We start from the raw sequence: 25,485 nt of genomic DNA, 5'->3' as shown, positions 1-25,485 counted from the left end.
TTATTTATAAAATAAATGAATTATGATTGAGAAAGGCTTAAAAGTTGTACTTTTGTTGCGACACAAAAGTTAAGAATATGAAAAAGTCAATTAAGAATGTAACGACAATATTTTGTTTATTGTCAATGAGCACCTATTCTGCAAGTAATATAGGTGTAAAAGGTGATTTGTTCTCTCAGAACTCAAAAGACTTGTATCAGGCAAAAACGGATACAATAATTAAGGTTTCAGAGCATCAAATAAATAAAGAAGGAAATGGTATTAATAGAAAACCTATTAATTCAAATACAAGTAATGGAAGTGCGTCTCGTGTGAAATCTGTTGTTGTTCCATTGGACTGGACAAAAGCTCCCAACAGTTACATTTTTGATCCCGGTCAAAGTAGTGATGGTTTATATGTGCCTGTAAAAAAGGCTTATGTAATGTGGGAAAAAGATAAATATATTGGCGGCGGTAGTATTCCCGCAGGAGCAGTTACTGCTGATGTATTGTGGGAAGATGTTCATGGCTTGATAAAAACAGGGGCAGGATATTCTCTTGAAATCCAGGATTCAGGGCCTAGTGCAAAAATTAAAGTTCCCATTAATAAATCTAAAAAAGGGAATGCAGTAATCGCTTTTAGAATTAATGGCGAGATTTTCTGGTCTTGGCACATTTGGGTTACTGATGATCCTACGAATGGTCCTGCTTATAAAAGTTTCGCTAACATCAGACGTGAAAGAAGTGATGGTACAGTAGAGTCAATTCCGGATTCCGACTGGAAATGGATGGATCGAAATTTAGGTGCTGTCAGTAATTCAATGACAAATAAGGATTGGAGTAGAAGTGGCGGATTGCTTTATCAGTGGGGAAGAAAAGATCCGATACCGCCACTGGTAACTAAAGTAGACGATTTTTATGAAGCAAGCGGTTCTATTGGAAGAGTAAGACATAGAGGGGCAAAAAACTTCACCAATGCTATTAAAATAGATGATCTTACTAAATATGTTTTACTGTCAGGTGCTGAGGTAAGCAATAACATCAAGCTTTCAATAAAATATCCTTTAAGTCTTATCTATATTAATAAAGATGATAATTCAGGGCCTGCATATTACAATAACAATACAAATCTGCCGATCAACTGGTTTGGAAAAACTGCAAGCTTAACAGACAGCCAGCTTGGAGAGCTTAATTTATGGTCAGACAATGCTCAGGGTAAAATTGATGCTGTTTATAATAGTGACGATAGCGCTAAACCTTACAGAGATAAATCTTCCTTTGATCCCTGCCCAAACGGCTGGCGAGTTCCGTCTGCTTTAGTTGCGAATTTGGGTTCTGCAACATATGCTGATGATATCAGAATTGATTTTTCTCCTTTTGGAGTAAAAACTAATATGGGAAAAGACCTTTTTGAAACCAATAAATACCATATTATAAAACCTACAGACAATGGTGTTCCAAGTTTTATGACGGGTTTTAAAGTATATTCTAATTATGGATATGATTTATCAAACGTAGCAGGCAATAATATGGGAGTTTTCCCTGGAAGTGGACAAATCATTCAGCTGGCTCACCAAGGTCAGTACAGTGATGAGCATCATACGGGTTTATGGACAGCAACCATGCCGAGACATTTTGATGCTTCTCCCGCTGTCAGCGCCAGAATGTTATTTATGGTTCCGGATAAAGATCAGCCTGATATCCCTGATGCCGGGCTTCCAAATGTGAAAGGAAGATATTTTTATATGCCTTTAATGGCGGGTAAAACATCCGATGCCAACGGTTGTAGATGTATAAAAGATCCACTATATCTTGCAAACAGCTACGATTTTCCTACGGAATATATAACACAGCAACAAGAATATAGAGAAGGTCTGAATAATCCTAATACATATCAAATTGTTAAAAATACGACGATTTCTACGATTGAAATTCCTGTTAGTAAAGCTTTTTCAGTTCAAAGTCAGCTTTTAAATAATCCGGATATTCTTAATTCGTCTAATTTTAATAATTTAAAGGCTAATCTTCTTTGGACTACCAATTCAGGTTTGGTGAATAAAATTACGGTTGTTAATCCTTCTCCGGGTAGTGTTTCGTCTATTTCGCTGTCTAAGATTTTGGTTGATATTAATCCTAATCAAAGCGGAAATGCCGTGGTAACTTTACATAACGGAAGTATTACCAATCCCGTTTATTGGAGCTGGCATATTTGGGTGACGGATACACCTATTCAATCCAATAATTATACAACAGAACTTCCGATGAATAATGTTACAAATTATGTAAATTATGTTCTTAAGGCCAGATCTGTTCTCGAAACAGAGTTTATGGATAGAAATTTAGGGGCTACAGATGCATTTCCGGTTGTGGCGAATCCTCTTACGCCTACAGCAGCAGAGCTTGCGGTAATAAAAGCGTCTACAGGCTTGCATTATCAGTGGGGAAGAAAAGATCCGCTTCCTGTTTTTCAGCATGCTGATAACAGAGCTTCTTACGGAGTGTTTTTGGGAACCGTTACCGCGAGCGGGACGTTAACTTATACATCTCTGCCTTATGCAACCTATAATAATTTGTCAGGAGCATATATTATTCCATTTAATACCTATTCTAATGCTTCGAATGCCAATGTTTTAGCTACAGATAAGGTTTCAGATAAAGTTTCTAAAGTTTTATCATATTCTGTTAAAAATCCTTTGGTTTATATGATTCCGAGTTCTTTTGCTCCTTTTAATAGTGCAAATCCTCTTTACACCAATGGTACAGACTGGTTGTCAACAGAGCCAAACTTAGCTGCTGACAGATGGGGGAGAGGTGGCAAAAAATCACCTTTTGATCCTTGTCCCGAAGGTTGGAGGATTCCGGATATCATGAATAGTGCATTTAGCTCCAATCAGGATTTTGGAATCACGCCTTGGTATAAAAAAGATAAAAATGTAGGAACAGCGTACAGTGTGCTTACAGATTATTCAGGGGTAAGAGTTAGAAATAGTACATCAACTACGATAGGATATACCTTTAATGATCCTACTTATAAAATAGGGAATTATCCGAACTCCGGTTCCAGAGGTTTTAGAAGTGTAATAGCCAATCAAACATCAACAGGAACTTTTAATATGGTTAATTTTCAATATCCTGGAGTATGGACAGCCGCGTTAAACTCAAATTATATTGGAAGACCAATTAATATCTTGTTTGATGCTGCATCTACAGCCAATCGTCTGACGGTTTTTCATGATAATAATGATCCTTATTTTGCAATGAGCTGTCGTTGTGTAAAAATAAAATACGATGCCAATGGAAATGAGCAAGGCGCTCTTCCAAAGCTTCAGATTACTTCATTACCGGCTGCAAAAGCTTCTCTTCCTTTAGCAAAAAGTGAAGTTATTGAAAAGGTTAGGAAAAACAAGATCACCTTATTTCCAAATCCGGTTAAAGATGTTCTTTATATTGATGCAACTGAGAACGGAAAATATTTCTACCAGATTTATAATATGTCTGGTCAGCTAGCACAATCCGGACAGTTTATAAATGATGAAGCCTATGTTTCTTCATTGCCATCAGGAGTTTATCTAGTAAGAATCAATAATTCTGAAATTGTGGTTAAAATTATTAAAGAGTAATATCTAAATAAGTAATAGTAAAGGGAGCGGAGGTGTATTCTTCGTTCCCTTTTTTATTTGGATTAAAATGCCATATTTTTTACATCTATTACGGTTGATGAAAAATTCTATATCATTTTATTTTAAACAATATTATTCTTCATTATTTAAGAGTAAACTACCTTGAATAAAGGAATGAATTGCTTAAAATTCTTTTTACTAAGTCTTAATTAAATTCTGTTAGTTGCCAAATTAAAATTGGATAACAAAAAGTATATAATAAAAAAGCTTTACTTTTGCAAAAATTTTAGAATGTCGAAAAATTTAGTAATTGTAGAGTCTCCGGCGAAAGCAAAAACTATTCAGAAATATTTAGGGAAAGATTTCGAAGTAAAATCCAGCTTTGGACACATTAGGGATTTACCTAAAAAAGGGATGGGTATCGACCTTGAGACCTTCAATCCGGATTATGAAGTTTCGGCAGATAAAAAGAAACTGGTAACAGAATTAAAATCCGCAGTGAAGAAAGCCGAAATGGTTTGGCTGGCTTCCGATGAGGACCGCGAGGGTGAGGCTATTGCATGGCATTTAGCAGATGAATTAAAACTGAAACCGGAAAACAGAAAAAGAATCGTTTTTCACGAGATTACTAAAAACGCTATTCTAAAAGCAATCGAAAACCCAAGAGATATAGACCAGAATTTGGTAAACGCTCAACAGGCAAGAAGAATTTTAGACAGAATCGTAGGTTTTGAAATGTCTCCGGTTCTTTGGAAAAAAGTAAAACCGGGATTGTCAGCAGGAAGGGTTCAGTCTGTTGCTGTAAGATTAATCGTTGAAAGAGAAAAAGAAATCCGTCTGTTTAAGCCAAAAGCTAGTTTCAAACTGGATGGGATTTTCGTAAATAATACAGAGCAGGATATCGCTGCTAAACTTAAAAAAGACTTCGAAAAAGAAGAAGACGCCGAAAAATTCCTTGAGCAGGCAAGAACAACAGAATTTAAAGTTCTGAATGTTGAAACCAAACCGGGAATGCGTTCTGCATCTGCACCTTTTACAACGTCTACATTACAGCAAGAGGCTTCTTCAAGATTAGGATATAACGTAACCAACACGATGCGTATCGCACAAAGACTGTACGAAGAAGGTTACATTACTTATATGAGAACGGATTCAGTAAATCTTTCTCAGGAAGCTATTGAAGGCGCCAAAAAACAAATCACATCAGAGTACGGATCAGAATATTCTTCTCCAAGAAATTATACGACAAAATCTGCATCTGCGCAGGAAGCTCACGAGGCGATTCGTCCGACGGATTTTTCAGTACAAAGTATTGGTGATGCTCAATTAAGCAAATTATATCAATTAATTTACAGAAGAACATTAGCTTCTCAGATGGCAAATGCTAAAATTGAGAAAACTGTTATTGAGATCGGAAACGCAAAATTGGCACAACATTTTGAAGCTCAGGGAGAGGTTATCATTTTTGATGGTTTCTTAAAAGCTTACGGAATCGTTAAGGCTGAAGATGATGATGACGAAAGCAATGATAAATTACTTCCGAAAGTTACTGTTGGTGAAGTTTTGGAATACAAAACCATCACCGCTACAGAAAAGTATACAAGACCAAGTGCAAGATATACGGAAGCAGGATTAATCAAGAAACTGGAGGAATTAGGAATTGGCCGTCCGTCAACGTACGCACCGACGATCCAAACCATTCAGAATCGTGAATATGTAGACAAAAGAGAAATCGAACCACAAATGAGAGAAGTGGTAAAGATTTCTTTAGCAAAAGATAAAATTAAAAAAGTAATCCTTGACGAAAAATTCGGAGGGGATAAAAATAAATTCGTTCCTACAGATATTGGTGAAGTTGTAAGTGATTTCTTAACAGATAACTTTAAAGAAATCTTAGATTACGGTTTTACGGCAAGAGTAGAAGAAAGTTTTGACGAAATTGCAAACGGTGGACAAAAATGGAAAGAAATGATGACCGATTTCTATTCTAAATTCCACCCTAGAATTGCAGATGTTGAAGAAAATGCAGATCGTGCCAACGGAGACAGGCTTTTAGGAGTTGATCCGAAAACTGGTAAAAACGTTCACGCAAGAATCGGAAGATTTGGAGCAATGATACAGATCGGAGAAACGGAGGATGAAGAAAAACCAACTTTCGCATCATTAATGACAGGTCAGAACATCGCAACCATTACTTTCGAAGAAGCGATGGAATTATTCAAACTACCTTTTGAATTAAATAGCTTTGAAGATCAGCCGGTTTCAGTGGGAGTTGGAAGATTCGGTCCTTATGTTAAGTGGGGCGAAACGTACATCAGCATCCCGAAAGGAGAAGATCCGTTGTCTGTCAATCAGGAAAGAGCGGAAGAAATCATCCACGAAAAGAAAATAGCAGATGCTCCGATCGCAACATATAAAGGCGAGGGCGTAACAAAAGGAACGGGAAGATTCGGACCTTTCATCAAATATAAAAGCATTTTCGTAAACGTTCCTAAGAAGTATGATTTCGATAATCTTTCTCAAAGCGATATCAATGAATTAATTGATGCTAAGCTTGAAAAAGAGGCCAACAGATACATTCAACAGTGGGAAAAAGAGAAAATCTCCGTTGAAAATGGAAGATGGGGACCGTTCGTAAAATTCGGGAAAGCAGTGTTCAAAATTCCGAAGAAAAGCGATGATACTAAATATGAAGCAGACGAACTGAAAGATGTTTCGTTAGATGAGGTTAAAAAATGGATCACAGATCAGGATCCTAAAGCTTTTGCAGAGAAAAAGAAACCTGCCGCTAAGAAAGCAACTACAAAAACTGCAGCTGCGAAAAAGACGACAACAGCGAAGAAAGCTCCGGCTAAAAAACCTGCCGCTAAGAAATAAGTAAAATTTTTACAGATAATCAAACCACTAATACAATTGTTAGTGGTTTTTTTATTTCGAGAATTCCTATTTTAGCATTGATAGAAAATACATGAATAAATAATTCTTGAAATTTGATAGATATGAGATATTTAAGATTTATTATATTATTTATTGTTTTTATAGGAATGGTAATGTATTTAAATAAGACTGGAGAAGAAGAAAGCATTCGAATTAATAAAGCTTTAAATAATAATGTAAAGTTTGAAGGTTCTATAGTAGATATTAAACAATCGCGTAATCACGCGTTTGGTATCATTCGTTTGGAATTGACAGAAAGTAGTGCAGGGGAGTTTGATAAAAAAATAAATGATACTTTCAAAAATGGAATCTATCCATATAGAATTAAAGGAACTCAGGCTGAACTATACACGGTAATTCCTGATGGTATAGATGAAGAAGATATTATGAAATTAAAATCCAATGAAAAAAATTATCATTATTATAATGTAAAAACAAAACAAAATTTAGAAGGAAATATATGGATGATCACAAATGATACTGATATAGACTTTGTAAAAGAGAATACAATTTTTAAATAAAATGGTAATTCATTCTAAAACCGTTCACTTTCGTTTTTTGGAGTTTATTTTATATTTTTCATCCATTTAACAGCCTCTTTCATTGGCTCTTCAGATTTTGAGAAAGCCGTATTGTGTCCTAATGTTGGAAATAATTTATATTCATAGCGTTTGCCTTTGGATTTTAGTGTATTAAGATGTTCAATTGATAGATTCACGGGTACCTGAATATCTTTACCTCCAAAAATCCATATTCCCGGAATTGATAATTTGGAAAGAACATCTACTGGGTCTGTATCTATAAACTCGTATTTATCGGGATCAGTCATGGTGTGTTTACAGGCATCTTCTTCTGTATGCGTATCCCAAAAATTTGAATTTCCGTTGGTGTAAAACTGAAACCTAAGTTGTTCTTTTACCGTTATCAATGCTCCACTAAATATAGTCATAAATTTGACTTTCTTATTTTTCTCCGCAGCCAAAGGAATAATCCATCCAGCTTGGCTTCCACCAATCAAACCTATCGCTATCTGATCATTTGATAAATATGTAGACAATATATTCACGGCAGCACTCGCATCCAGAGATAAAAGATTAAGATTTGAGGCGTCTACATTATTAGTTCCTACTTCAGGTCCGGCATATGTGCCGGCAGATTCTCCTACACCACGTTTGTCATAAGTCAAAACAGCAATACCATTTTTAGCTAATAATGTTGCAAATTCTGTCATCCTTTTTTCCTGTCCGGATCCATGAACAATGACAACAGCCGCAGAAATATGATCAGGCTTAAAAATTGTTCCCGCAAGCGAATCTCCCTCACTTAGAAATTTAATATTCTTAGTTGTAAAATTTGGAGTAATAGCTGACAAGTGATTAATAGTACTAAAAAGAAATAATATCAGAAGAAAATTCCTGCAAAATTGTTTTGTATTTAGAATGTTTTTTAAAACAGTCAATTTATTTATAGTTTTCATTTTAGTTTATTAGTCCTTTATTATTGTAGTAAAGTCTCATGCTCGTGGTTGTGACATTGTAGGCAACTTGTTTATAAGCGAAACTTAATCAACCAAATGTAATCATTTTTCCAATCGTTACAAATTGCTGATTAATCATTAAATCAACCCCCAAACCACAGGACACTTCATTACGATGATTCTTCTAAATTAGCTGAAAATCATAAGATATGAGCACTCCCAAAAACTTTACCCGAAAAGATTTTTTACAAACTTCAGCTTTAGGAATCGCAGCGATAGTTTTTGGTTCATCGTTTACAAGTTTGTTATCTTCAGAAGAAAAACCCTATTTCAATTTAAAACCAATCGGGCGACAATTTTCCTTGGAAGGTTACTACATCTGGTGCAGTTCTCCGATTTGGGGCGAAGACGGAAAAGTTCATCTCTTCTATTCTCGATGGAAAAAAGAAAAGGGAATGGGCGGCTGGCTCAATGGTTCAGAAATTTGTAGAGCAGAAGCAAATTCTCCTTTTGACGAATTTCAACATAAACAAGTTATTCTCACTCCCAGAGGTGGCGAATTTTGGGATGCAACAACCTGTCATAATCCTTTAATCAAAAAAGTGGACGATCAATATTATTTATTTTTCATGGGAAATTCTAATGGAAAAACAAATACAAAAAGAATCGGATTGGCGACTTCAAAAAGCATTGATGGAGATTGGGTCAGACCAGAACAACCTCTACTTCTTCCAGGAAAAGAAGGTTCTTGGGACGATCATTGCACCACAAATCCGGCTTTTGTAAAAGGAAACGACGGAAAATACTGGCTGTTTTATAAATCCTGGAACACCCATGAGTATGAAACCCAAAAAGGTCCCATCCGAGGAAACCGAAAATATGGACTCGCAAAAGCTGATTCTCCAATGGGGCCTTACAAAAAAGTATCCGAACATCCGGTCATTGATTTCTCATCGTTGCCCAACAATGCCCAATTAGAAGACGCTTTTGTCTGGAAACAAAACGGAAAATTTCATATGATAGCCCGTGATATGGGATTTTTTAATCACGAATATGGCCTACATTTAACCACAAAAGATGGTCTTCACTGGACAAAACCGGAAATCGCTTATCTTAATATGAAACATTACATTCAGGAACCGACTCCTCCGAAAAATTTAAACCGATTCGGAAGATTGGAACGCCCAATGATTTTATTCGATAAAGACGGAAAAACACCTAAATTTTTAGTTGGCGCAACACAAGGAGGAAAATTTGATACTTCTACAACTTTTATTTTTGAGATTTTAAAATCCTAAGATTTAAAACCGAGTCAGCAGAACCTTGTCAAAGTTCTAAAACTTTGACAAGGTTGATAAATACGAAGTCGTTAACAATTTGTTGACGGTTTTTTATTGACAAAAAGCGTGACATGATTTCAATTTGATGAGGTTTTTTGTATGTTTGTGAAAATAATGAAGATTATAAATGAATTTTGAAGATTTTATCATTTCACCAAGAAATTTCAAAACTGAAAGCTGGCAGATCGGAAATCAGATCACGAAAAATATAAAGGAAGACAGTATTGTTCTTTTATTCGTTTCGGATTACAGAGGTTCGAACGGTGATGCAGAAGTACAGGATTTTACAGCAATAAGAAAGGAGTTTTATAAACTTTCACAACTTGATTTCGAAATCCCGTTGGTAGATTTGGGTGATTTGGTTTCAGGGAAATCTGTTCAGGATTCTCATTATATTTTGCAGGAGGTTTTATCTGCATGTCATTATAAAAGGGCGATTCCGATTATTATTGGAGGGTCGAATGACTTTGCTTTTTCGCTTTTTTCCGCATTAAATTTTCATAAGAAAAATATTAATTATACGCAGATCAGCAATGTTATTTCCCTAAAACAAGGTGAAAATATTAATGAACATACTTTTTTAAGTAAAATGTTCGGAACTAAGGATTTTTCAATTAAAAATTATCACCATTTAGGATATCAAAAACACTTAAATGAAGTTGATTCTGTAAGATTGATTAAAGAAGTGGAATTTGATATTATCCGTTTAGCCGAAATGATGAATTCTACCGAGAAAACAGAACCTTTTTTCAGAAAAGCAGATCTTGTGACGGTAAATTGTGATGCGATTGAAAGTTTTGGAGAACCTTTTTCTATGAATCCACAGGTGAATGGATTGAACCGGAGAGAAATTTGCGCTTACATGAAAGAAATCGGTTTGAGCGAAAACCTGAAATCTGTAGGGATTTTTAATTATAATATTTACTCCGATAATCAATTAAATCACCAGCTTTTAGCACAAATGATCTGGTATTTGATTGAAGGAATTAATATACAACATTCACATCCAAAGGAAAGGCATTACGAAATTTTCTATGTTTTGATTGATGACAGGCAATATGCTTTCAAGCGCGATACTTTCAGTAATTTGTGGTATTTTGGTGATGATGAAAATATAGAAAACTGCATTCCGTGTTCAAGGAAGGATTTTGATGAAGCCAAAAAAGGCTGGCTGAACGCAAGACTGACGAAAATATAAGGTATGATAAAACTTGTTCCCCAAAAAGTTTCCATAATTGTTCCCGTTTATAATGTTGAAAATTACTTGGCAAAATGCCTAGATTCTTTAGTTGACCAAACGCTTCAAAATATTGAGGTTTTGGTTATAAATGACGGAAGTAAGGACAATTCTGAGAAAATTATTAAACAATACGCTGAAAAATATCCCGAAAAAATAAAACCTTTCTCCAAAGAAAACGGAGGTCTTAGTGACGCTCGAAATTTCGGACTTGAAAAAGCTACGGGCGACTTTATCGGTTTCGTAGACAGTGACGATTACGTTACGGAAACTATGTTCGAAGAAATGCTGAATCTAGCAGAAAAGCATCAGTCAAAAATGGTGATCTGCAATATTCAAAAAGTAGATCAACACGGAAACGTGACTCAAAAATTGACGCAAATTCCCAATATGCCGGAAAATATTGATCTTGAAAACAATTTTTCTGTTTTCTCTGATCTAAGTTATTTTGCGTGTAATAAATTATTCAAAAAAGAACTTTTTAATGATAAAAGATTTAAAAAAGGGGTTCATTTTGAAGATATTCAGCTTATTCCGCAGCTTCTACTGGAGTGTAAAAATATAGCCCAGACTCAAAACTTTCATTATCAATATTTAGAAAGAACAGATTCTATCACTAAAACTCACACCGAAAAAGGACTTGATATTTTAAAAGCCGTGGAAGATGTTGAGGCTGTTTTTAAACAATCTCAATACGCTCAAAAGAAGCTGGAATTAAAAAACTTTCAGATTTTTGAGGGAGTTTATTCGTTTTTGGCGTATCTCGCTTTTGTGAAAAATGATAACGTTTTTTACGATATGGCCAATAAATTAGAGCTTTTCATGAAAGAAAGAGATATAAAAATAAAAGATATATTAAACTATAGTCGTTTTGATAAAAATTATCTTTTATCTTTGCCACTGAAAAAAAAGATTTTTTATCTCTTATTTTTTGCTGGACAGAAGAAATTGATAAGAAAATTAATGTAAACACAAATGTTAGTACAATTGTTTCGATTGGTAGAAACTTTTTATAAATCCCAATATAAAAGCTTCTCTAAAAGTTATAAGGAAACACATGTACTTGATTAGAAAAAAAAATGAAGAATTTTGAATTGTTCTTAACCGAAACCGGAATTTCTATTTTCTACGTGAAGATAGGGTTAGGTTTTTTGTTCTCTTTTTTAATCACCTATTTTTCAGTACCTACCATTATCAAGATCTCCAGAAGGAAGAACTTGATGGATGAACCGGGCGTTAGAAGTTCTCACATGAGAAAAATCCCGAATTTAGGAGGAATCGCTATTTTCTATTCAATAGGAATTTGCACTTCTATCTTTGCGTATGAGCTTTTTGATCTCTACAAATTTCTATTTGCGTCGCTGGTCATTCTTTTATATATCGGGGTAATGGATGATATTGTGGTGATGAGAGCGTATAAAAAGCTAGTTGCTCAGATCGTTGTTTCGGCATTGATTGTTATAGGTTCTGATATCCGAATAAGAAGTTTATTCGGGATATGTGGTGTTTATGAGCTTAGTTATTTCGTAAGCATTGTATTTAGTATTATTACTTTCATTATTCTTATTAATGCTTTTAATTTGATAGATGGTATAGATGGTTTAGCTGGAAGCTATTCGTTGATATGCTGTGCTCTTTTTGGTGTAAGTTATTATAGATTAGGAGAATATAATTATCCATTGGTGGTTCTTTCCGGGATAATTATCGGAGCCGTTTTGGCATTTCTGTATTATAATTTGTCGAATTACCGAACCAATAAAATCTTTATGGGAGACACAGGTTCCATGTTATTGGGATTCTTACTTGCATTCACAGCTATTTGTTTTATAGATATTTTTATAGATAAAGATCTTCCGAATGTACCAAGGTATCATTTGCAGTCTGCACCCGTAATTGCGGTTGCGATATTAATCCTTCCTATTGTAGATACATTAAATGTTATTGTGATAAGGCTTTGTAATAAAAAATCGCCTTTTGATGCAGATAAAAACCATATACACCATAAATTATTAAAGCTTAATCTTACCCACAGAAGATCTACTTTTTATATCATTGTGTATTATCTTTTTATTGTAACTGCTGCTTATTGTTTAAGACACACCAATATAAATTTATTATTATTAATCATATTGGCTTTAGGCTTTTTGGGAGCTTATTTGCCTGATTTTATATATGTTTTAAGAAATAATAAAAAGTAACAATTAAATCTTTATTTTTGCAAACAACTTGAAAATATGATGAAGAATTTTAAATATTTATTCCTTTTGCTATTACCTTTTCTCCTTACATCATGCGTTACTACGAAAGATGTAAGATATATGCAACCTAGTGAAAGCCTCGTAATAAACGAAGAAGGTTTGATTCCGTATAATGTTCCCGTTTACAGAATCACTAAAAATGATATGTTGAACCTTAATATTGTGACTACACCTAAAGGTGATGCTGCACAGTTTTATTCTTCTTTGAATGGTAGCGGAGCAAATGGCGCAGTGAGTACTAATAATCCGGTTTCAGGCGCTGGTGCTGGCGGAATTGCTACTGGTGGTGGAAGCGGAAGCGGTTCAGGAGGAAACATTAACTTTTATTTTAATGGTTTAAAAGTTGATTCTAATGGTGATATTAATATTTTTGGTATTGGTTATATTAAAGCTGAAGGAAGAACTATTGAAGATCTTACAAAAGAGATTCAAGATAAAGTAAATGAGAATTTCCAGGAAGGAAAATCTGAAGTTAGATTGAACACCAACGGAATCACTTATTATATCTTAGGAGATGTTGAAACAACGGGTCTTACAGGAGAAAAAGTAGTTCATAAAAATATACTTACGATAACTGAAGCCTTAGCTATTAATGGCGGGATGAACAGAACTATCGACAGGAAAAATATTGTAATTCACAGAAAATTACCGGAAGGAATCAAGGTTGCCAAAATAGACCTTACCCGTGAAGATATTATGAATTCACCTTACTATTATGTTCAAAATGGTGATGAGATCTATCTTAACACAAGAGCGAAGAGCTTGAACGGATTTGGAAAAGATCCTATACAGACTCTAACGACTGGAGTTGGTGTATTTACTACGGCATTGTCAATTTTTCTACTTATAAAAAACCTTTAATCATGATTCCAGGAAAAGACGCTACTGTAGAGAAAAATGATTCTCAAAAGGAAAAATACGGTTCTTTCTCATTATTTGATATAGAACATTTTTTAAGAAGAATATTAAAGAATTGGTATTGGTTTGTATTCATGCTGCTTATTGGCTATGTGATCTCATGGGTCTATAGTAAATATTATGCGCAAAATGTGTATTCTTCAAATTTATCATTAAGTATTTCAAGTAATACATCTAGTTATTTTACTCCAAATCAGTCTATTAATTTCATATATGGACAAAGTGGAAATCAGGATGGAATTTATTTGAAAAAAATGCTTTTATCAAGGTCTCATAATGAATTTCTTGTAAAAGGATTGGATCTTTTTGTGGATTATTCTACAAAAGGATCTATAAAGTCTACTTATTTAGACAAAGATGACTCTCCTGTTTTCTTACAAATAGATAAAAAACATGTACAGCAAATTAATTATGCCATTACTTTGATGCCTAAAAGTAATGATACATATGAAGTTATTTTGCCTGAAGAAGGTCAATCCACAAATTTATATAACTATGAAATTGAAGGTTTTCAAAGTATTAATGCATACGAAAGACCTGCTAATAAAGTTATAAAAATTGGAGAATGGTACACGTCTCCAAATTTGAGATTTAGATTAATTAAGAATCCTATAAGGTCTAAAATTGTTTTAGATAAGATTATTGTTAATCTAACTTCTGTTAATCAGGCTGTTAATCAGATTGTGTCTTCAATAACAGTAGATTTTGATAAAGAGATTAACAGTATTATGATTATCGGTAAAACGGGGTATAACCTTAACAGTACCGTAAGTTTTCTAAATAAATCCGTAGCCGAATTACAGAAAAAAAGATTTGCAGATAAAAATACAGTAGATAAAAATACAGAGTCTTATTTGCAAAATAATCTTGATGGAATAAGAAAAAGACTAGATTCTAGTGCTGCAGTTTTAAACTATTTAAAAACATCGGAAAAACTGTATGATATCAAAGACAGAGACGAAAAATCTCTTACTAAAATAAAAGATCTTGAAGCTAAAAAAGCAGATTTAGAAAGTAAATTAAGCTCTCTGAATACAATAAGACGTACCCTGGAAACTCAGAATTTTGATAAGATGATCAGTACCAATGCTGCTGGTTTCGAAGATGGTCTCTTCACTGCTTCTGTTTCTGAATTGAAGGCTCTTTATCTTAAAAAAAGAGAAATGGCTTCTATTTATAAGCCTAATTCTGAACCAATGTTGGAGATTAATAGGTTGATTAATGATGCTAAATTAAGTTCTACTAATTCATTAAGAAATTATTATACAGGATATTATACGGAGATTAATAAAATTAATCAACAGGTTAATGATGCTAATTCCGATTTGCTTAGTTATCCTGAGAAACAACGAAAATATCTGGATGCTGAGAGAGGGTATAGTATGATCGAAGCAACGTATAATAGCTTATTAGGTAGACAGAACGAAACTCAAATGAGAATGGCTACCAATCAGTCTGATATCACAGTTATTGACCCTGCTAAGAATCTTGGACAAGGCCCAATTGGTCCGAATGTGAAAGGAACCAAGGCTATGATTATGGGAGGTTTGCTAATTCTTCCATTGTTATTTATTTTGATAGGTACCGTACTTGACAACAGAATAAGAAATATTAAAGAATTGTTGAATGCCACAAGAATTCCATTGCTTGGAGTTATTGGGAATAACAGTAATGAAAATATGCTTACTGTTCTTGAACAGCCTAAATCTTCTGTATCTGAAGCGTTTAGAGGTATAAGAGCGAACATGAGATTCTTATCAGTTGAAAATGGTAAAAGTAAAACAATATTGGTTACATCATCTATTGGAGGTGAGGGTAAAACATACGTTTCGATCAATTTAGCTTCCGTTTTAGGATTAAGCGATAAGAAAACGATCCTTTTGGGGATGGATTTAAGAAAGCCAAAGATCTTTGGAGATTTTAAAATCGATAATAAATACGGGATTTCCAATTATCTTACTGGGGAAGTTTCAATAGATCAGATTATTAATAAAACTAATATTCCTAATCTTGATGTTGCTACTTCGGGGCCAATTCCGCCAAATCCTTCAGAGCTTTTAATGAGTGATAAAAATATTAAGTTCCTTGAAGAGCTTAAAAACATATACGATTTCATTATTATTGACTCTCCACCGGTAGGTTTGGTTGCAGATTCTTATGAATTGATGAAATATTCAGATGCAAACATTTATGTTGTTCGTCACGAATACACAGAAAAGTATATGCTGAAGATGATTACTGAGAAATATCATAACAATGAGATTGAGCATTTAGGCTTAGTTTATAATGATTATGACGTAAAACAGGGTTATGGATACGGTTATGGTTACGGATATGGCTATGGTTACGGATATTTCGATGAAGATAAAAACTATAAAGAGCCTCTGTTAATAAGAATAAGAAACAGAGTCAGAACGATCTTTAATAAAAAATAGTGTTTTTAAACCCTCATTTAATGGGGGTTTATTATGTATTCAGGAATTTTAAATCTATTAAAAAAAGAATATTTTTGCTACTTTGTCGTTTACTTTATAACAAATTATGTTTTTTTGTTTATTTTTAACTAAACATTAAGATTATCATTAATATAAAAATGTTTTATATTTGCAAAAATTAAATTTTAAAATAACCATAAATCCATATTCTTTTATGAATAAAAAATTATTATTTAGCTTCCTTGCCGTTTTGGGAACTGTGGTAAGTATTAAAGCTCAAAGAAACGAATTGGGGGTTCGTCTAGGGATGAGTAACCTAGTTGGTGATATAGGAAGAACGAATTATATTTTACAAAAGCCGTTGGATTTAAATAAGGCGTCGGATTGGGGCATCCCATTTTATGGAGGTATTTTATACAGGTTTAATTTTAACCCACACCAAACTGTAAGATTAGATCTAGGATATAATCAGATCCAGTTCAGTGATAAGGCGGCTAAAGAAGAATATAGACAAAATAGAAATGCAGGAGGAAAAAACAATGTTTACGAGGCTAGTTTAATGTTTGAATACAATTTCTTCCCGGTAAACAATGAGCAGAAAGGTATGCTGAGCCCATATATTTTTGGTGGGGTTGGAGCTTTGATGTTTGATGCACCAAAGGCAAACATGGTAAATGACTTCAGAAGAGATGCAGATGGGGTAGCGCAGGCTCCTATCAATGAATTAGATTTTACCACTACAGCTGTCTATACAACAGGGAAAAAAACAACAATGCATATTCCTTTTGGAGTAGGTTTAAAATATAAATTTAACTATAGCTGGGCAATATTTGCAGAAGCTACATTTAGATATACATTAACGGATCAGTTGGATCATAGTAAGGTTCTTGATAAAGACGTTACTAGTAGTTATAATGGTGATATTTTAAGTCCTTCTACAGGTGGGTCTTTACTTCAGACGGGTGCTTATTATGTAGTATCTAAAGAAAGAGAGGCGAAACTTATTGGAGAAAGAAATATTGGAGATTTAAAGTCTAAAGATTGGATGAATACAGTAAGCTTAGGTCTTACTTATTCTTTCGGAAGACCACCATGTTATTGTGATTAATTAATTATGTCGTTGATTAAAGATAAAATAGATTCTGAGAATTTACCACAACACGTTGCTATCATCATGGATGGTAATGGAAGATGGGCAAAATCTCGAGGCGAAGAAAGGACCTTTGGTCATAAAAATGCCATCGATGCAGTAAGAAATGCTATTAATGCATGTAATGAGATACACATTCCATACTTAACGCTATACACGTTTTCTTCGGAAAACTGGAAACGTCCTACGGATGAAGTAGATACTTTAATGAATCTGCTTGCAGAAACTTTATTGCTGGAAGCCGAAGAAATTTTCACGAAAGGGTTAAGAATGCATGTTATTGGTAATTTGGAAAAATTGCCGCTACTAGTGAAGGATCAGTTACTTCGCGTGGTAGAGCTTACAAAAGAAAACACAAAAGGTAATTTAGTATTAGCGATAAGCTACGGCTCACAAAATGAGATACTGAATGCCGTTAAGAATATTAGTGCTGATGTAAAGGAAGGTAAGGTAGATGTTGAAAATATTGATGAAAAATTATTCGAAAACTATCTCTATACTAAAGATTTCCCACCTGTAGACTTATTAATAAGAACAAGTGGCGAAACTAGAATAAGTAATTTCCTCCTCTGGCAGATCGCCTATGCAGAACTGCAGTTTTTAAATGTTCTGTGGCCGGATTTTTCTAAAGATATTTTCTTTCAGTGCATTGTAGATTATCAAAGCAAAGAAAGGAGATACGGCCTAACTGGTGAACAAATAAAGATTCAGTAAAATTTAAGAAAAGAAAGACTACGATAAAATGAAGTTTAGACTATTACCCATCATTATGTTTGTTGCTTCTGCACATTTTTATGGACAGGTAACGCCACAGGACAGCACCAAAGTGAATAATCCTGTGCATGCAGACAGCCAAATTGGCTCTTACATGCTTAAAGACATCGTTGTAGATGGGGTTAAAAAATACACACCTGCACAGATCTTAAGATTTACAGGATTGTCAAAAGGAGAAAATGTAGATATCCCCGGGCAAAAAATCAGCAATGCTATCAAAAAGCTTTGGGATACTCAATCTTTTTCGGAAGTAGAGGTCTATGTACAAAGTATTGAAGGCGAAACTGTAGTTTTGAAATTCTATTTACAGGACTTAAAGGAACTTGGAGAAGTTAAATTTAAGGGTAAAGGAATCGGGAAATCGAAAAACGAAAAACTGGCAAAAGACAACAATCTGAAGCCGGGAACGAAAATTACCCAGAATTTAGTTTCAAGCCTTAAAACGAATATTCCTAAAGATTACATCAAAAAAGGATTTGCAGATGCTAAGATCACAATCGAGGATAAAGTAAATGCGAACGATCCTGCTTTGGTAGATTGGACTATTAACGTAGACAAAGGCAAGAAAGTAAAGATCAATCACATCGAATTCGAAGGAAATGAGACTGTGACAGATTCTAAACTTAGAAACAAAGCTTTCAAAGAAACTAAACAAAGAAGATTTAGTATTGGAGGTATTTTGAAGCCTTCAAAATTCATTGAAGAAAAATATCAGGAAGATAAACAAAGCCTTGTTAGTTATTATAACTCTTTAGGATATAGAGACGCAGCTATCGTTTCTGATTCTGTATGGAGAGGTAAGAACAATAACTACGAGATCAACGTAAAGCTTAAAGAGGGTAAACAATATTACATTGGTGATATTACATTTACCGGAAATACAGTGTATCCTACAGATTATTTACAGAGACTTCTAGGATATAAGAAAGGTGATATTTACGATGCAGTAGGATTCAACAAAAAAGTTGGAGAAGACGGAGGTAAAGAAGATGACTCTGATATTAAGTCAGTTTACATGAACAATGGTTACCTTTTCTCTAACGTTACACCTGTTGAAAAATCGGTTGATGGAGACAAGATTAATCTTGAGATCCGTATCAACGAAGGTGAAAAAGCAACTTGGAATAAAGTTACTTGGCAAGGGAATACAACAACGCATGACCACGTTATTCTTCGTGCTTTAAGAACAAAGCCGGGAAATCTTTTTGCTAAAAGTGATATTAAAAGAACATATTTTGATTTAGCGGGAATGTCATTCTTTGATCCACAGCAGGTAGGTCAGGACATCCAGCCAAATCAACAGGATAACACAGTAGACATCAACTGGAAATTGGTTGAAAAAGGTTCTTCTCAGGTTCAGTTACAGGCAGGTTACGGTGGTAACAGCTTTATTGGAACTTTAGGATTAACGTTCAACAACTTCTCTTTGAAGAACTTCCTTAAGTTTAAAGACTTTAGACCAGTTCCTCAAGGTGATGGACAAACATTATCTATTCAGGCACAGGCAGGACAATATTTCCAAAACTACGGGGTATCTTTCACAGAGCCTTGGTTATTCGGAACAAGACCAACTGCACTTTCTGTAAGTTTGAATACTTCAAGAGTAAAATATTCTGATGCTTCGGGTAATGCTCAGAAGTTAAATATATTCTCTGCTTCAGTAGGTCTAAACAGATTATTGAAGTGGCCGGATGATTACTTCTCATTATACACAGGTATTCAGTATCAGAAATATGACTTTAGTAACTATCCATTTGAATTCGGTGATACTACTGAATATTATGGAACAGCAAATAACTTAAGTCTAAATATAGGATTAAGCAGAAACTCTGCGGGTATTGACCCAATTTTCCCGACAACGGGTTCTAATATTGAACTTACCGGAAAATTCACTTTACCATATTCATTGTTTAGCAATAAAGACTATTCAACAATGAGTCCTACTGAAAAGTATAAGTGGATGGAATTCTATAAAATCAAGTTCAAAGCTGACGTTTATAACGAAATTGCAGGAAAACTGGTTTTAAGATCTTCTGCTGAAATGGGATTCATGGACGGATACAACAAACAATTGGGAGCTCCGCCATTTGAAAGATTCTATGTAGGAGGAACAGGACTTTTCGGAGGTAGATATGACGGTAGAGAACTAATTCCTTTAAGAGGTTACGAAAATGCTTCTACTTATGGTGGAACATCAGAAGATATTACTCAAAAAGGAGGAGGTACAATCTATAACAGATTTACTTTAGAACTAAGATATCCAATTTCAATGAGCCAGACTGCTAAGATTTATGCATTAACATTTGCTGAAGGTGGTAACGTATGGAACTCATGGGGTAGCTATAATCCATTCCAGTTAAAAAGATCAGTTGGTGTTGGGGTAAGAGTTTACATGGGTGCATTTGGATTGATCGGGTTTGATTTTGCTTACGGATTTGATAAAACAGTTACTGGAACTGAGCCTTCAGGATGGAAGACACACTTCTTGATGAACCAATCATTATAATTCGCAATATGAAAAATTTTAAATTTGCTTTCACATTTGTATTATTCTTGCTTTTCGGATTAAGCAATGCGCAGAAGGTAGGTGTAGTAGATACAGAATATATTTTGGATAAATTACCTCAATATAAAGAAGCGGAAGCCAGATTAAATTCACAAATTGATACTTGGCAATCAGAACTTCAGACCTTACAGTCTGAGTTTGAAAAGAAAAGATCAGCTTTTGAGAACGAAAAAGTATTATTAGTTGGAGACCAATTAAAACTTAGAGAAAAAGAGGTGATGGATTTGGATAAAAACATCAAAACTACTACTAGTTTAAGGTTTGGAGCTAATGGTGAGATCACTAAACTAAGAACAAGTTTGGTTGTACCGTTCCAGGATCAGATCTGGAATGCCATCAAAACCATGTCTGAGAAGAATGGCTTGGGCATAGTTCTTGATAAAGCCAATAACGTTAATGTTATTTTCCTTCAAAAAAGATTCGATTATACTGACAAAGTATTGGATGTTTTATTAAAAGGTTCATCTGGATCTGATAAAAAGGAAAAAACAAGTACGAAAGGTAAAAAGTAATTATCATAATTAACTTTTACCTATATTTAAAATCTAAAAACAAATTAAATTATTTATTTACCAATTATGAAAAAATTAAGTGTATTATTTGCAGCAGTAATGATGGTTGTATCTGTAGGTATGGCAAAAGCTCAAAAAATTGCTACTTTAGATGTTATGGGTGTTCTTGAAGCAATGCCTGAAAAGAAAAAAGCAGATGCTGACTTAAAAACTTTCTTAGATGCTAAACAAGCTGAAATCAAAAAGAAAGCTGACGCTGGACAAGCTAAATTAAAGCAATATACTGAAGAAGCTCCTAAGAAAACTGCTGAGGAAAACAAAGCAAGAGAAGCTGAATTATCTAAAATGAATGACGAGATCAACCAAATGCAAGATAAAGCTCAAAAAGATTTCGTTGCTAAAAGAGATGCAGCTTACGAGCCGGTTGAAAAGAAATTAAACGATGTTGTAACTAAAGTTTCTAAAGCTAACGGTTATGATTACGTAATGGATGCTAACTCTTCTGCGTTTGTTTACAAAGCAGGTGTTGATGCTACTCCAGCTGTAAAAAAAGAATTAGGTCTTTAATTGTAAGAAATTAACAAAGATTTATAAAACTAACCATCTCTTTTAGAGGTGGTTTTTTTATTTTTGCCAAATGGAAAAAGAAGTATCAACTACGGTTAAAGTTAGATTTAGTGATTGTGATCCGATCGGGCATTTAAATAATGTGAAATATCTGGATTATATGTTTAATGCAAGAGAAGATCATGTAGAGACATTCTACGGTTTTACTTATGAAGAATACACTAAAAAGACGGGCTGTACTTGGATAGCGATTCAAAACGAAATAGCATATTTAAAAGAAGTAAGATATAATACGCAGGTTGTCATCAGCAGCAAAACGATCGAGATACAGGATAGAACTGCAAAAGTGGAGATTTTAATGAAAAGTTTGGACGAGAAAACAGTTCATGCCGTTTTATGGGTTACAATAATATATTTTAATATTAAAACCAGAAAATCGGAAGTTCACCCGGAAGATATCAAAGATACATTTCATAAATTCTACGTAGATTTAGACCAGAAAGATTTCCAGTCGAGAGTTAAATTTTTAAGATCACAAAACGCGAAAAATTCATAATAAATGAAAAAAATAATAGTAATAGGAAGCAACGGTCAATTGGGAAACTGCATAAGAAAAATTGCTCCCGATTTTGAACTTGATTATGAATTTGTTTTCACAGACTCACAGACCCTGGATATTACAGACGAAACTCAGGTAAACACATTTTTTAATAATGAAAAACCGGATTTCTGTATCAATGCATCGGCTTACACGGCGGTAGATCTTGCCGAAAAAGAAAGTGAAAAAGCCTTTGCTGTAAATGCAGACGGTGTAGCACATCTTGCTCAGGCTTGTCTGGATAATAAAACAATATTAATTCATGTTTCCACAGATTACGTTTTTGATGGAGAAACAAATCTTGATTATTCTGAAGACGATTTCACAAATCCGATCGGCGTTTATGGAGAATCAAAATTAAAAGGAGAAGAATTGGCTTTAGAAATTAATCCTAAAACTATTATCCTAAGAACATCTTGGTTATATTCAGAGTTCAACAAAAACTTTGTGAAAACGATGTTGAACCTATTTTCGCAAAAAGACGAACTTGGAATTGTTGCAGATCAATATGGTCAGCCTACAAATGCAAATGATCTAGCCGAAGCGATCATGAATATCATTGATGCTCCAACGAAAACTTTCGGTGTCTTCCATTTTTCAAATTACCCCGAAACAACTTGGTTTGAATTTGCTAAAAAAATCGCTGAATTTTCAAAATCTTCAGTAAAATTAAATGCGTTAACAACCGAACAATATCCAACTCCGGCAAAACGTCCAAAGAGAAGTACAATGTGTTTAGACAAAATTGAAGAGACGTATAAAGTCGAACCAAAACATTGGGAAAATAGTCTTGAAGAATGCGTCGAAATCCTTTCACAATAATATAATAGATAGATGAAAAATTTAGGAATTATCATTTTTGTTTTTTTTGTTCAGTTTTTCAGTGCTCAGAATGTTTATTTAACCAAGGTTGAAAAAACACACGAGAACACAGATAAATTTTTATACAAAATAGGCGAAGAAGTAAAACAGGCCGAACTATTGGGCGAAGTAGAAGTTCAGGGGTTCTCAAAAAATGATGCTGAAGTTTTTTCTTTAATATATAAGAAAGCAAAAGAAATTGGCGCCAACTCTTTTTCGTTAAAACCATTTGAAAATATTGATGGCTCTTCACAGACTTTCAATCCTTCAAATTATAAACTCGCTTTATATTATATCTCAAAGGAGAAATTTTTAAACCAAAAAGGGAATATCTATTTATTTGCTTCATCAGAAAAAGATCAAAAAATAAGCATAAATAAAAAAGACTATACCTTGTCTCCACGATCATATACAATAATTAAGACCGTGCCGGGAGAAGTTTATGCAATTTCTACAAAGAAACTATTAGGTTCAACAATAAAACTGCAACATAAAGCCGAAGAAGGAAACCAATATTTTCAGATCTCCGCCACAAAAATAAAATCCGACCAAACAGGAGTTGGAGGATTAAATTTAAAATCCGGCGATATCATAGGCTTAGAGAAATCTTACGCAGAATTTCTAAGCGCCATATATAATAAAGAAAAGCAGAGTCATTAAACTCTGCTTTTTTCTTTCCCAAATTGTCATTGTGAGAAGCAAAGCGACGAAGCAATCTCCTTCTCAAATACTCTCATACCCTCCAATTCTCAAACCCATCCCCCCCAACTCAAAATTTTTCAGGAGCTTCATCCGGCTTTCCGCTGTATCTTTTTGTTGACGGCCTTCGCTTCGCTCCGGCCGCCCCCAAAAAGGATGCCGCTGCAATCCGGGCTAGGGTAGCACACGTTCCTATTATATTTTCTCGTAGTAAAATTACCTAGGCATAATTTCATTGAACGCTAATCTTTTCCATGGCTGCAAAAGCGACCTAGGAAGTTGCAGCGTTAAGAAAATGAATTCTGCGAACGTTAAAAAAATTCTACTGTTTGAAGCGCGAGACCAATCCTGAATCGAATAACCAATTCTGAATTCGCGCAAGTTTTAGAATTTTTAGAGAACAGAATTTATTTTTAGCTTGCAGCTTCCAGTCTTGAATTTTTGGTCCGTTTGCTTCAAGGCAAAAGGACATTATAATATATAAGCCTCAATGCGATTTCTCCAACCCTAATTTTAAGATCTGTGTAAATCTGCGAAAATCTGTGGGAGATAAAAAAGCATCCTCAAGCGTAGTTTCTCACGAATTCAAACCTCATAGGTTTTGAAAACCTATGAGGTTTAATTAGAACATACCTTATATATAGTATACCTATTATATAATAAGGATATCTTTTTCAATTCCCATTACAAGCTCCAAAACCCTCCGAACGCTCATTCCCAGATCTTTTTACAAAGCAATCGAATACTGTGGATAAGTACCACTATCTATACAAACTAAAGTATATCAATAAATTACATTTGAAACTTCTCCACAATACGAGTTTTACATAAACATTATGTTAAATAGATTTGGAATGGTAGGGTATAATGGAGTACTTTTGCCCCACTGAAAAACGAGAGTGGATTGGTAGCGCAGAAGGAGGTAATAGAGTATAAAGACTACGAAACAGATTACAACAAACATTAAAATTTTTATTAAATAAAAGTTGTTAAAGTTAAAATAATTTGTATCTTTGCAGTCCGGTAAAACGGGAGCAGAGAAGTAGAAGATCAGGATACGAAAGAGGCGATTTAGGGTTAGTTAAAAAACTTTAAATTAAGTCAAAAATCTTTTGGTCAATTAGAAATAAATAATTACTTTTGCACACGCAAATCTATACTGAAAACGACAGAAAATTAGGTATAGTAAAAAGCGGAAGATACAAGAAGATCATTGAAAAATAGATATAACAACCAAGTAAGGAAAAGACTAGAACGTTAATAACTTTGAGTGAGTCAGACAAACATACAATGGAGAGTTTGATCCTGGCTCAGGATGAACGCTAGCGGGAGGCCTAACACATGCAAGCCGAGCGGTAGAGATCTTTCGGGATCTTGAGAGCGGCGTACGGGTGCGGAACACGTGTGCAACCTGCCTTTATCTGGGGGATAGCCTTTCGAAAGGAAGATTAATACCCCATAATATATTGATTGGCATCAATTGATATTGAAAACTCCGGTGGATAGAGATGGGCACGCGCAAGATTAGATAGTTGGTGAGGTAACGGCTCACCAAGT

18 protein-coding genes and 1 rRNA gene are annotated in these 25,485 nt (G+C 34.3%); 18 read left to right on the top strand and 1 reads right to left on the bottom strand.

Annotation, left to right across the window (positions count from 1 at the left end):
• The first annotated feature begins 77 nt into the window (after positions 1-77).
• From AC1Q7L_RS06030 to AC1Q7L_RS06020, 3 genes are all read left to right on the top strand, one after another.
• Positions 78-3,599: a T9SS type A sorting domain-containing protein gene (locus AC1Q7L_RS06030; RefSeq protein WP_492304708.1), complete on the top strand. Its 3,522-nt coding sequence runs from the start codon at positions 78-80 to the stop codon at positions 3,597-3,599.
• 291 nt (positions 3,600-3,890) lie between these two features.
• Positions 3,891-6,476, top strand: a complete 2,586-nt coding sequence (gene topA / locus AC1Q7L_RS06025; protein WP_492304707.1) for a type I DNA topoisomerase — start codon at positions 3,891-3,893, stop codon at positions 6,474-6,476.
• Positions 6,477-6,598: 122 nt separating this feature from the next.
• Positions 6,599-7,057 carry a hypothetical protein gene (locus AC1Q7L_RS06020; RefSeq protein ID WP_492304706.1) on the top strand — a complete coding sequence of 153 codons (459 nt, stop codon included), beginning with the start codon at positions 6,599-6,601 and terminating at the stop codon, positions 7,055-7,057.
• Between the two features lie 44 nt (positions 7,058-7,101).
• Here the strand turns inward: AC1Q7L_RS06020 and AC1Q7L_RS06015 are convergent, their stop codons facing one another.
• Complete coding sequence (locus AC1Q7L_RS06015; protein WP_492304705.1) at positions 7,102-8,013, bottom strand: alpha/beta hydrolase family protein; 912 nt, start codon at positions 8,011-8,013, stop codon at positions 7,102-7,104.
• A gap of 209 nt (positions 8,014-8,222) precedes the next feature.
• Here AC1Q7L_RS06015 and AC1Q7L_RS06010 point away from each other — a divergent pair, with 209 nt between their 5' ends.
• The 15 genes from AC1Q7L_RS06010 to AC1Q7L_RS05940 all read left to right on the top strand — a co-directional run.
• Entirely contained in the window at positions 8,223-9,311 is a 1,089-nt protein-coding gene (locus AC1Q7L_RS06010) for a glycoside hydrolase family protein (RefSeq protein WP_492304704.1), read from the top strand.
• Positions 9,312-9,480: 169 nt separating this feature from the next.
• Entirely contained in the window at positions 9,481-10,551 is a 1,071-nt protein-coding gene (locus tag AC1Q7L_RS06005; RefSeq protein ID WP_410692120.1) for a formimidoylglutamase, read from the top strand.
• Between the two features lie 3 nt (positions 10,552-10,554).
• Positions 10,555-11,559, top strand: coding sequence for a glycosyltransferase family 2 protein (locus tag AC1Q7L_RS06000; RefSeq protein ID WP_492304703.1), 1,005 nt, complete (start codon positions 10,555-10,557; stop codon positions 11,557-11,559).
• 110 nt (positions 11,560-11,669) lie between these two features.
• Positions 11,670-12,788 carry a glycosyltransferase family 4 protein gene (locus AC1Q7L_RS05995; protein WP_492304702.1) on the top strand — a complete coding sequence of 373 codons (1,119 nt, stop codon included), beginning with the start codon at positions 11,670-11,672 and terminating at the stop codon, positions 12,786-12,788.
• A 36-nt stretch (positions 12,789-12,824) separates the two neighbouring features.
• The gene (locus AC1Q7L_RS05990) at positions 12,825-13,709 is read left to right on the top strand and encodes a polysaccharide biosynthesis/export family protein (RefSeq protein WP_492304701.1); all 885 of its coding nucleotides are present in this window, start codon (positions 12,825-12,827) and stop codon (positions 13,707-13,709) included.
• A 2-nt stretch (positions 13,710-13,711) separates the two neighbouring features.
• Positions 13,712-16,201, top strand: a complete 2,490-nt coding sequence (locus tag AC1Q7L_RS05985; RefSeq protein ID WP_492304700.1) for an exopolysaccharide transport family protein — start codon at positions 13,712-13,714, stop codon at positions 16,199-16,201.
• Between the two features lie 214 nt (positions 16,202-16,415).
• The gene (gene porG / locus AC1Q7L_RS05980; protein WP_410692125.1) at positions 16,416-17,309 is read left to right on the top strand and encodes a type IX secretion system protein PorG; all 894 of its coding nucleotides are present in this window, start codon (positions 16,416-16,418) and stop codon (positions 17,307-17,309) included.
• Positions 17,310-17,315: 6 nt separating this feature from the next.
• Complete coding sequence (gene uppS / locus AC1Q7L_RS05975) at positions 17,316-18,065, top strand: polyprenyl diphosphate synthase (RefSeq protein ID WP_492304699.1); 750 nt, start codon at positions 17,316-17,318, stop codon at positions 18,063-18,065.
• A 28-nt stretch (positions 18,066-18,093) separates the two neighbouring features.
• Entirely contained in the window at positions 18,094-20,631 is a 2,538-nt protein-coding gene (bamA, locus tag AC1Q7L_RS05970; protein WP_492304698.1) for an outer membrane protein assembly factor BamA, read from the top strand.
• Positions 20,632-20,639: 8 nt separating this feature from the next.
• The gene (locus AC1Q7L_RS05965) at positions 20,640-21,203 is read left to right on the top strand and encodes an OmpH/Skp family outer membrane protein (RefSeq protein ID WP_410692128.1); all 564 of its coding nucleotides are present in this window, start codon (positions 20,640-20,642) and stop codon (positions 21,201-21,203) included.
• Positions 21,204-21,269: 66 nt separating this feature from the next.
• Positions 21,270-21,770 carry an OmpH/Skp family outer membrane protein gene (locus tag AC1Q7L_RS05960; RefSeq protein WP_123981167.1) on the top strand — a complete coding sequence of 167 codons (501 nt, stop codon included), beginning with the start codon at positions 21,270-21,272 and terminating at the stop codon, positions 21,768-21,770.
• A gap of 70 nt (positions 21,771-21,840) precedes the next feature.
• On the top strand, positions 21,841-22,326 hold the full coding sequence (locus AC1Q7L_RS05955) for an acyl-CoA thioesterase (protein ID WP_410692130.1): 486 nt from the start codon (positions 21,841-21,843) through the stop codon (positions 22,324-22,326).
• A gap of 3 nt (positions 22,327-22,329) precedes the next feature.
• Positions 22,330-23,190 (top strand): dTDP-4-dehydrorhamnose reductase, encoded by an 861-nt coding sequence (gene rfbD, locus AC1Q7L_RS05950; protein WP_492304697.1) that lies wholly within the window; start codon positions 22,330-22,332, stop codon positions 23,188-23,190.
• A 12-nt stretch (positions 23,191-23,202) separates the two neighbouring features.
• Complete coding sequence (locus AC1Q7L_RS05945; protein ID WP_492304696.1) at positions 23,203-23,889, top strand: hypothetical protein; 687 nt, start codon at positions 23,203-23,205, stop codon at positions 23,887-23,889.
• Between the two features lie 1,326 nt (positions 23,890-25,215).
• Positions 25,216-25,485 (top strand): 16S ribosomal RNA (locus AC1Q7L_RS05940); the annotation flags it as partial.

This window comes from Chryseobacterium sp. GW823-FHT05E08, assembly GCF_058795655.1.
This window is presented reverse-complemented; position numbering and strand designations above follow the sequence as displayed.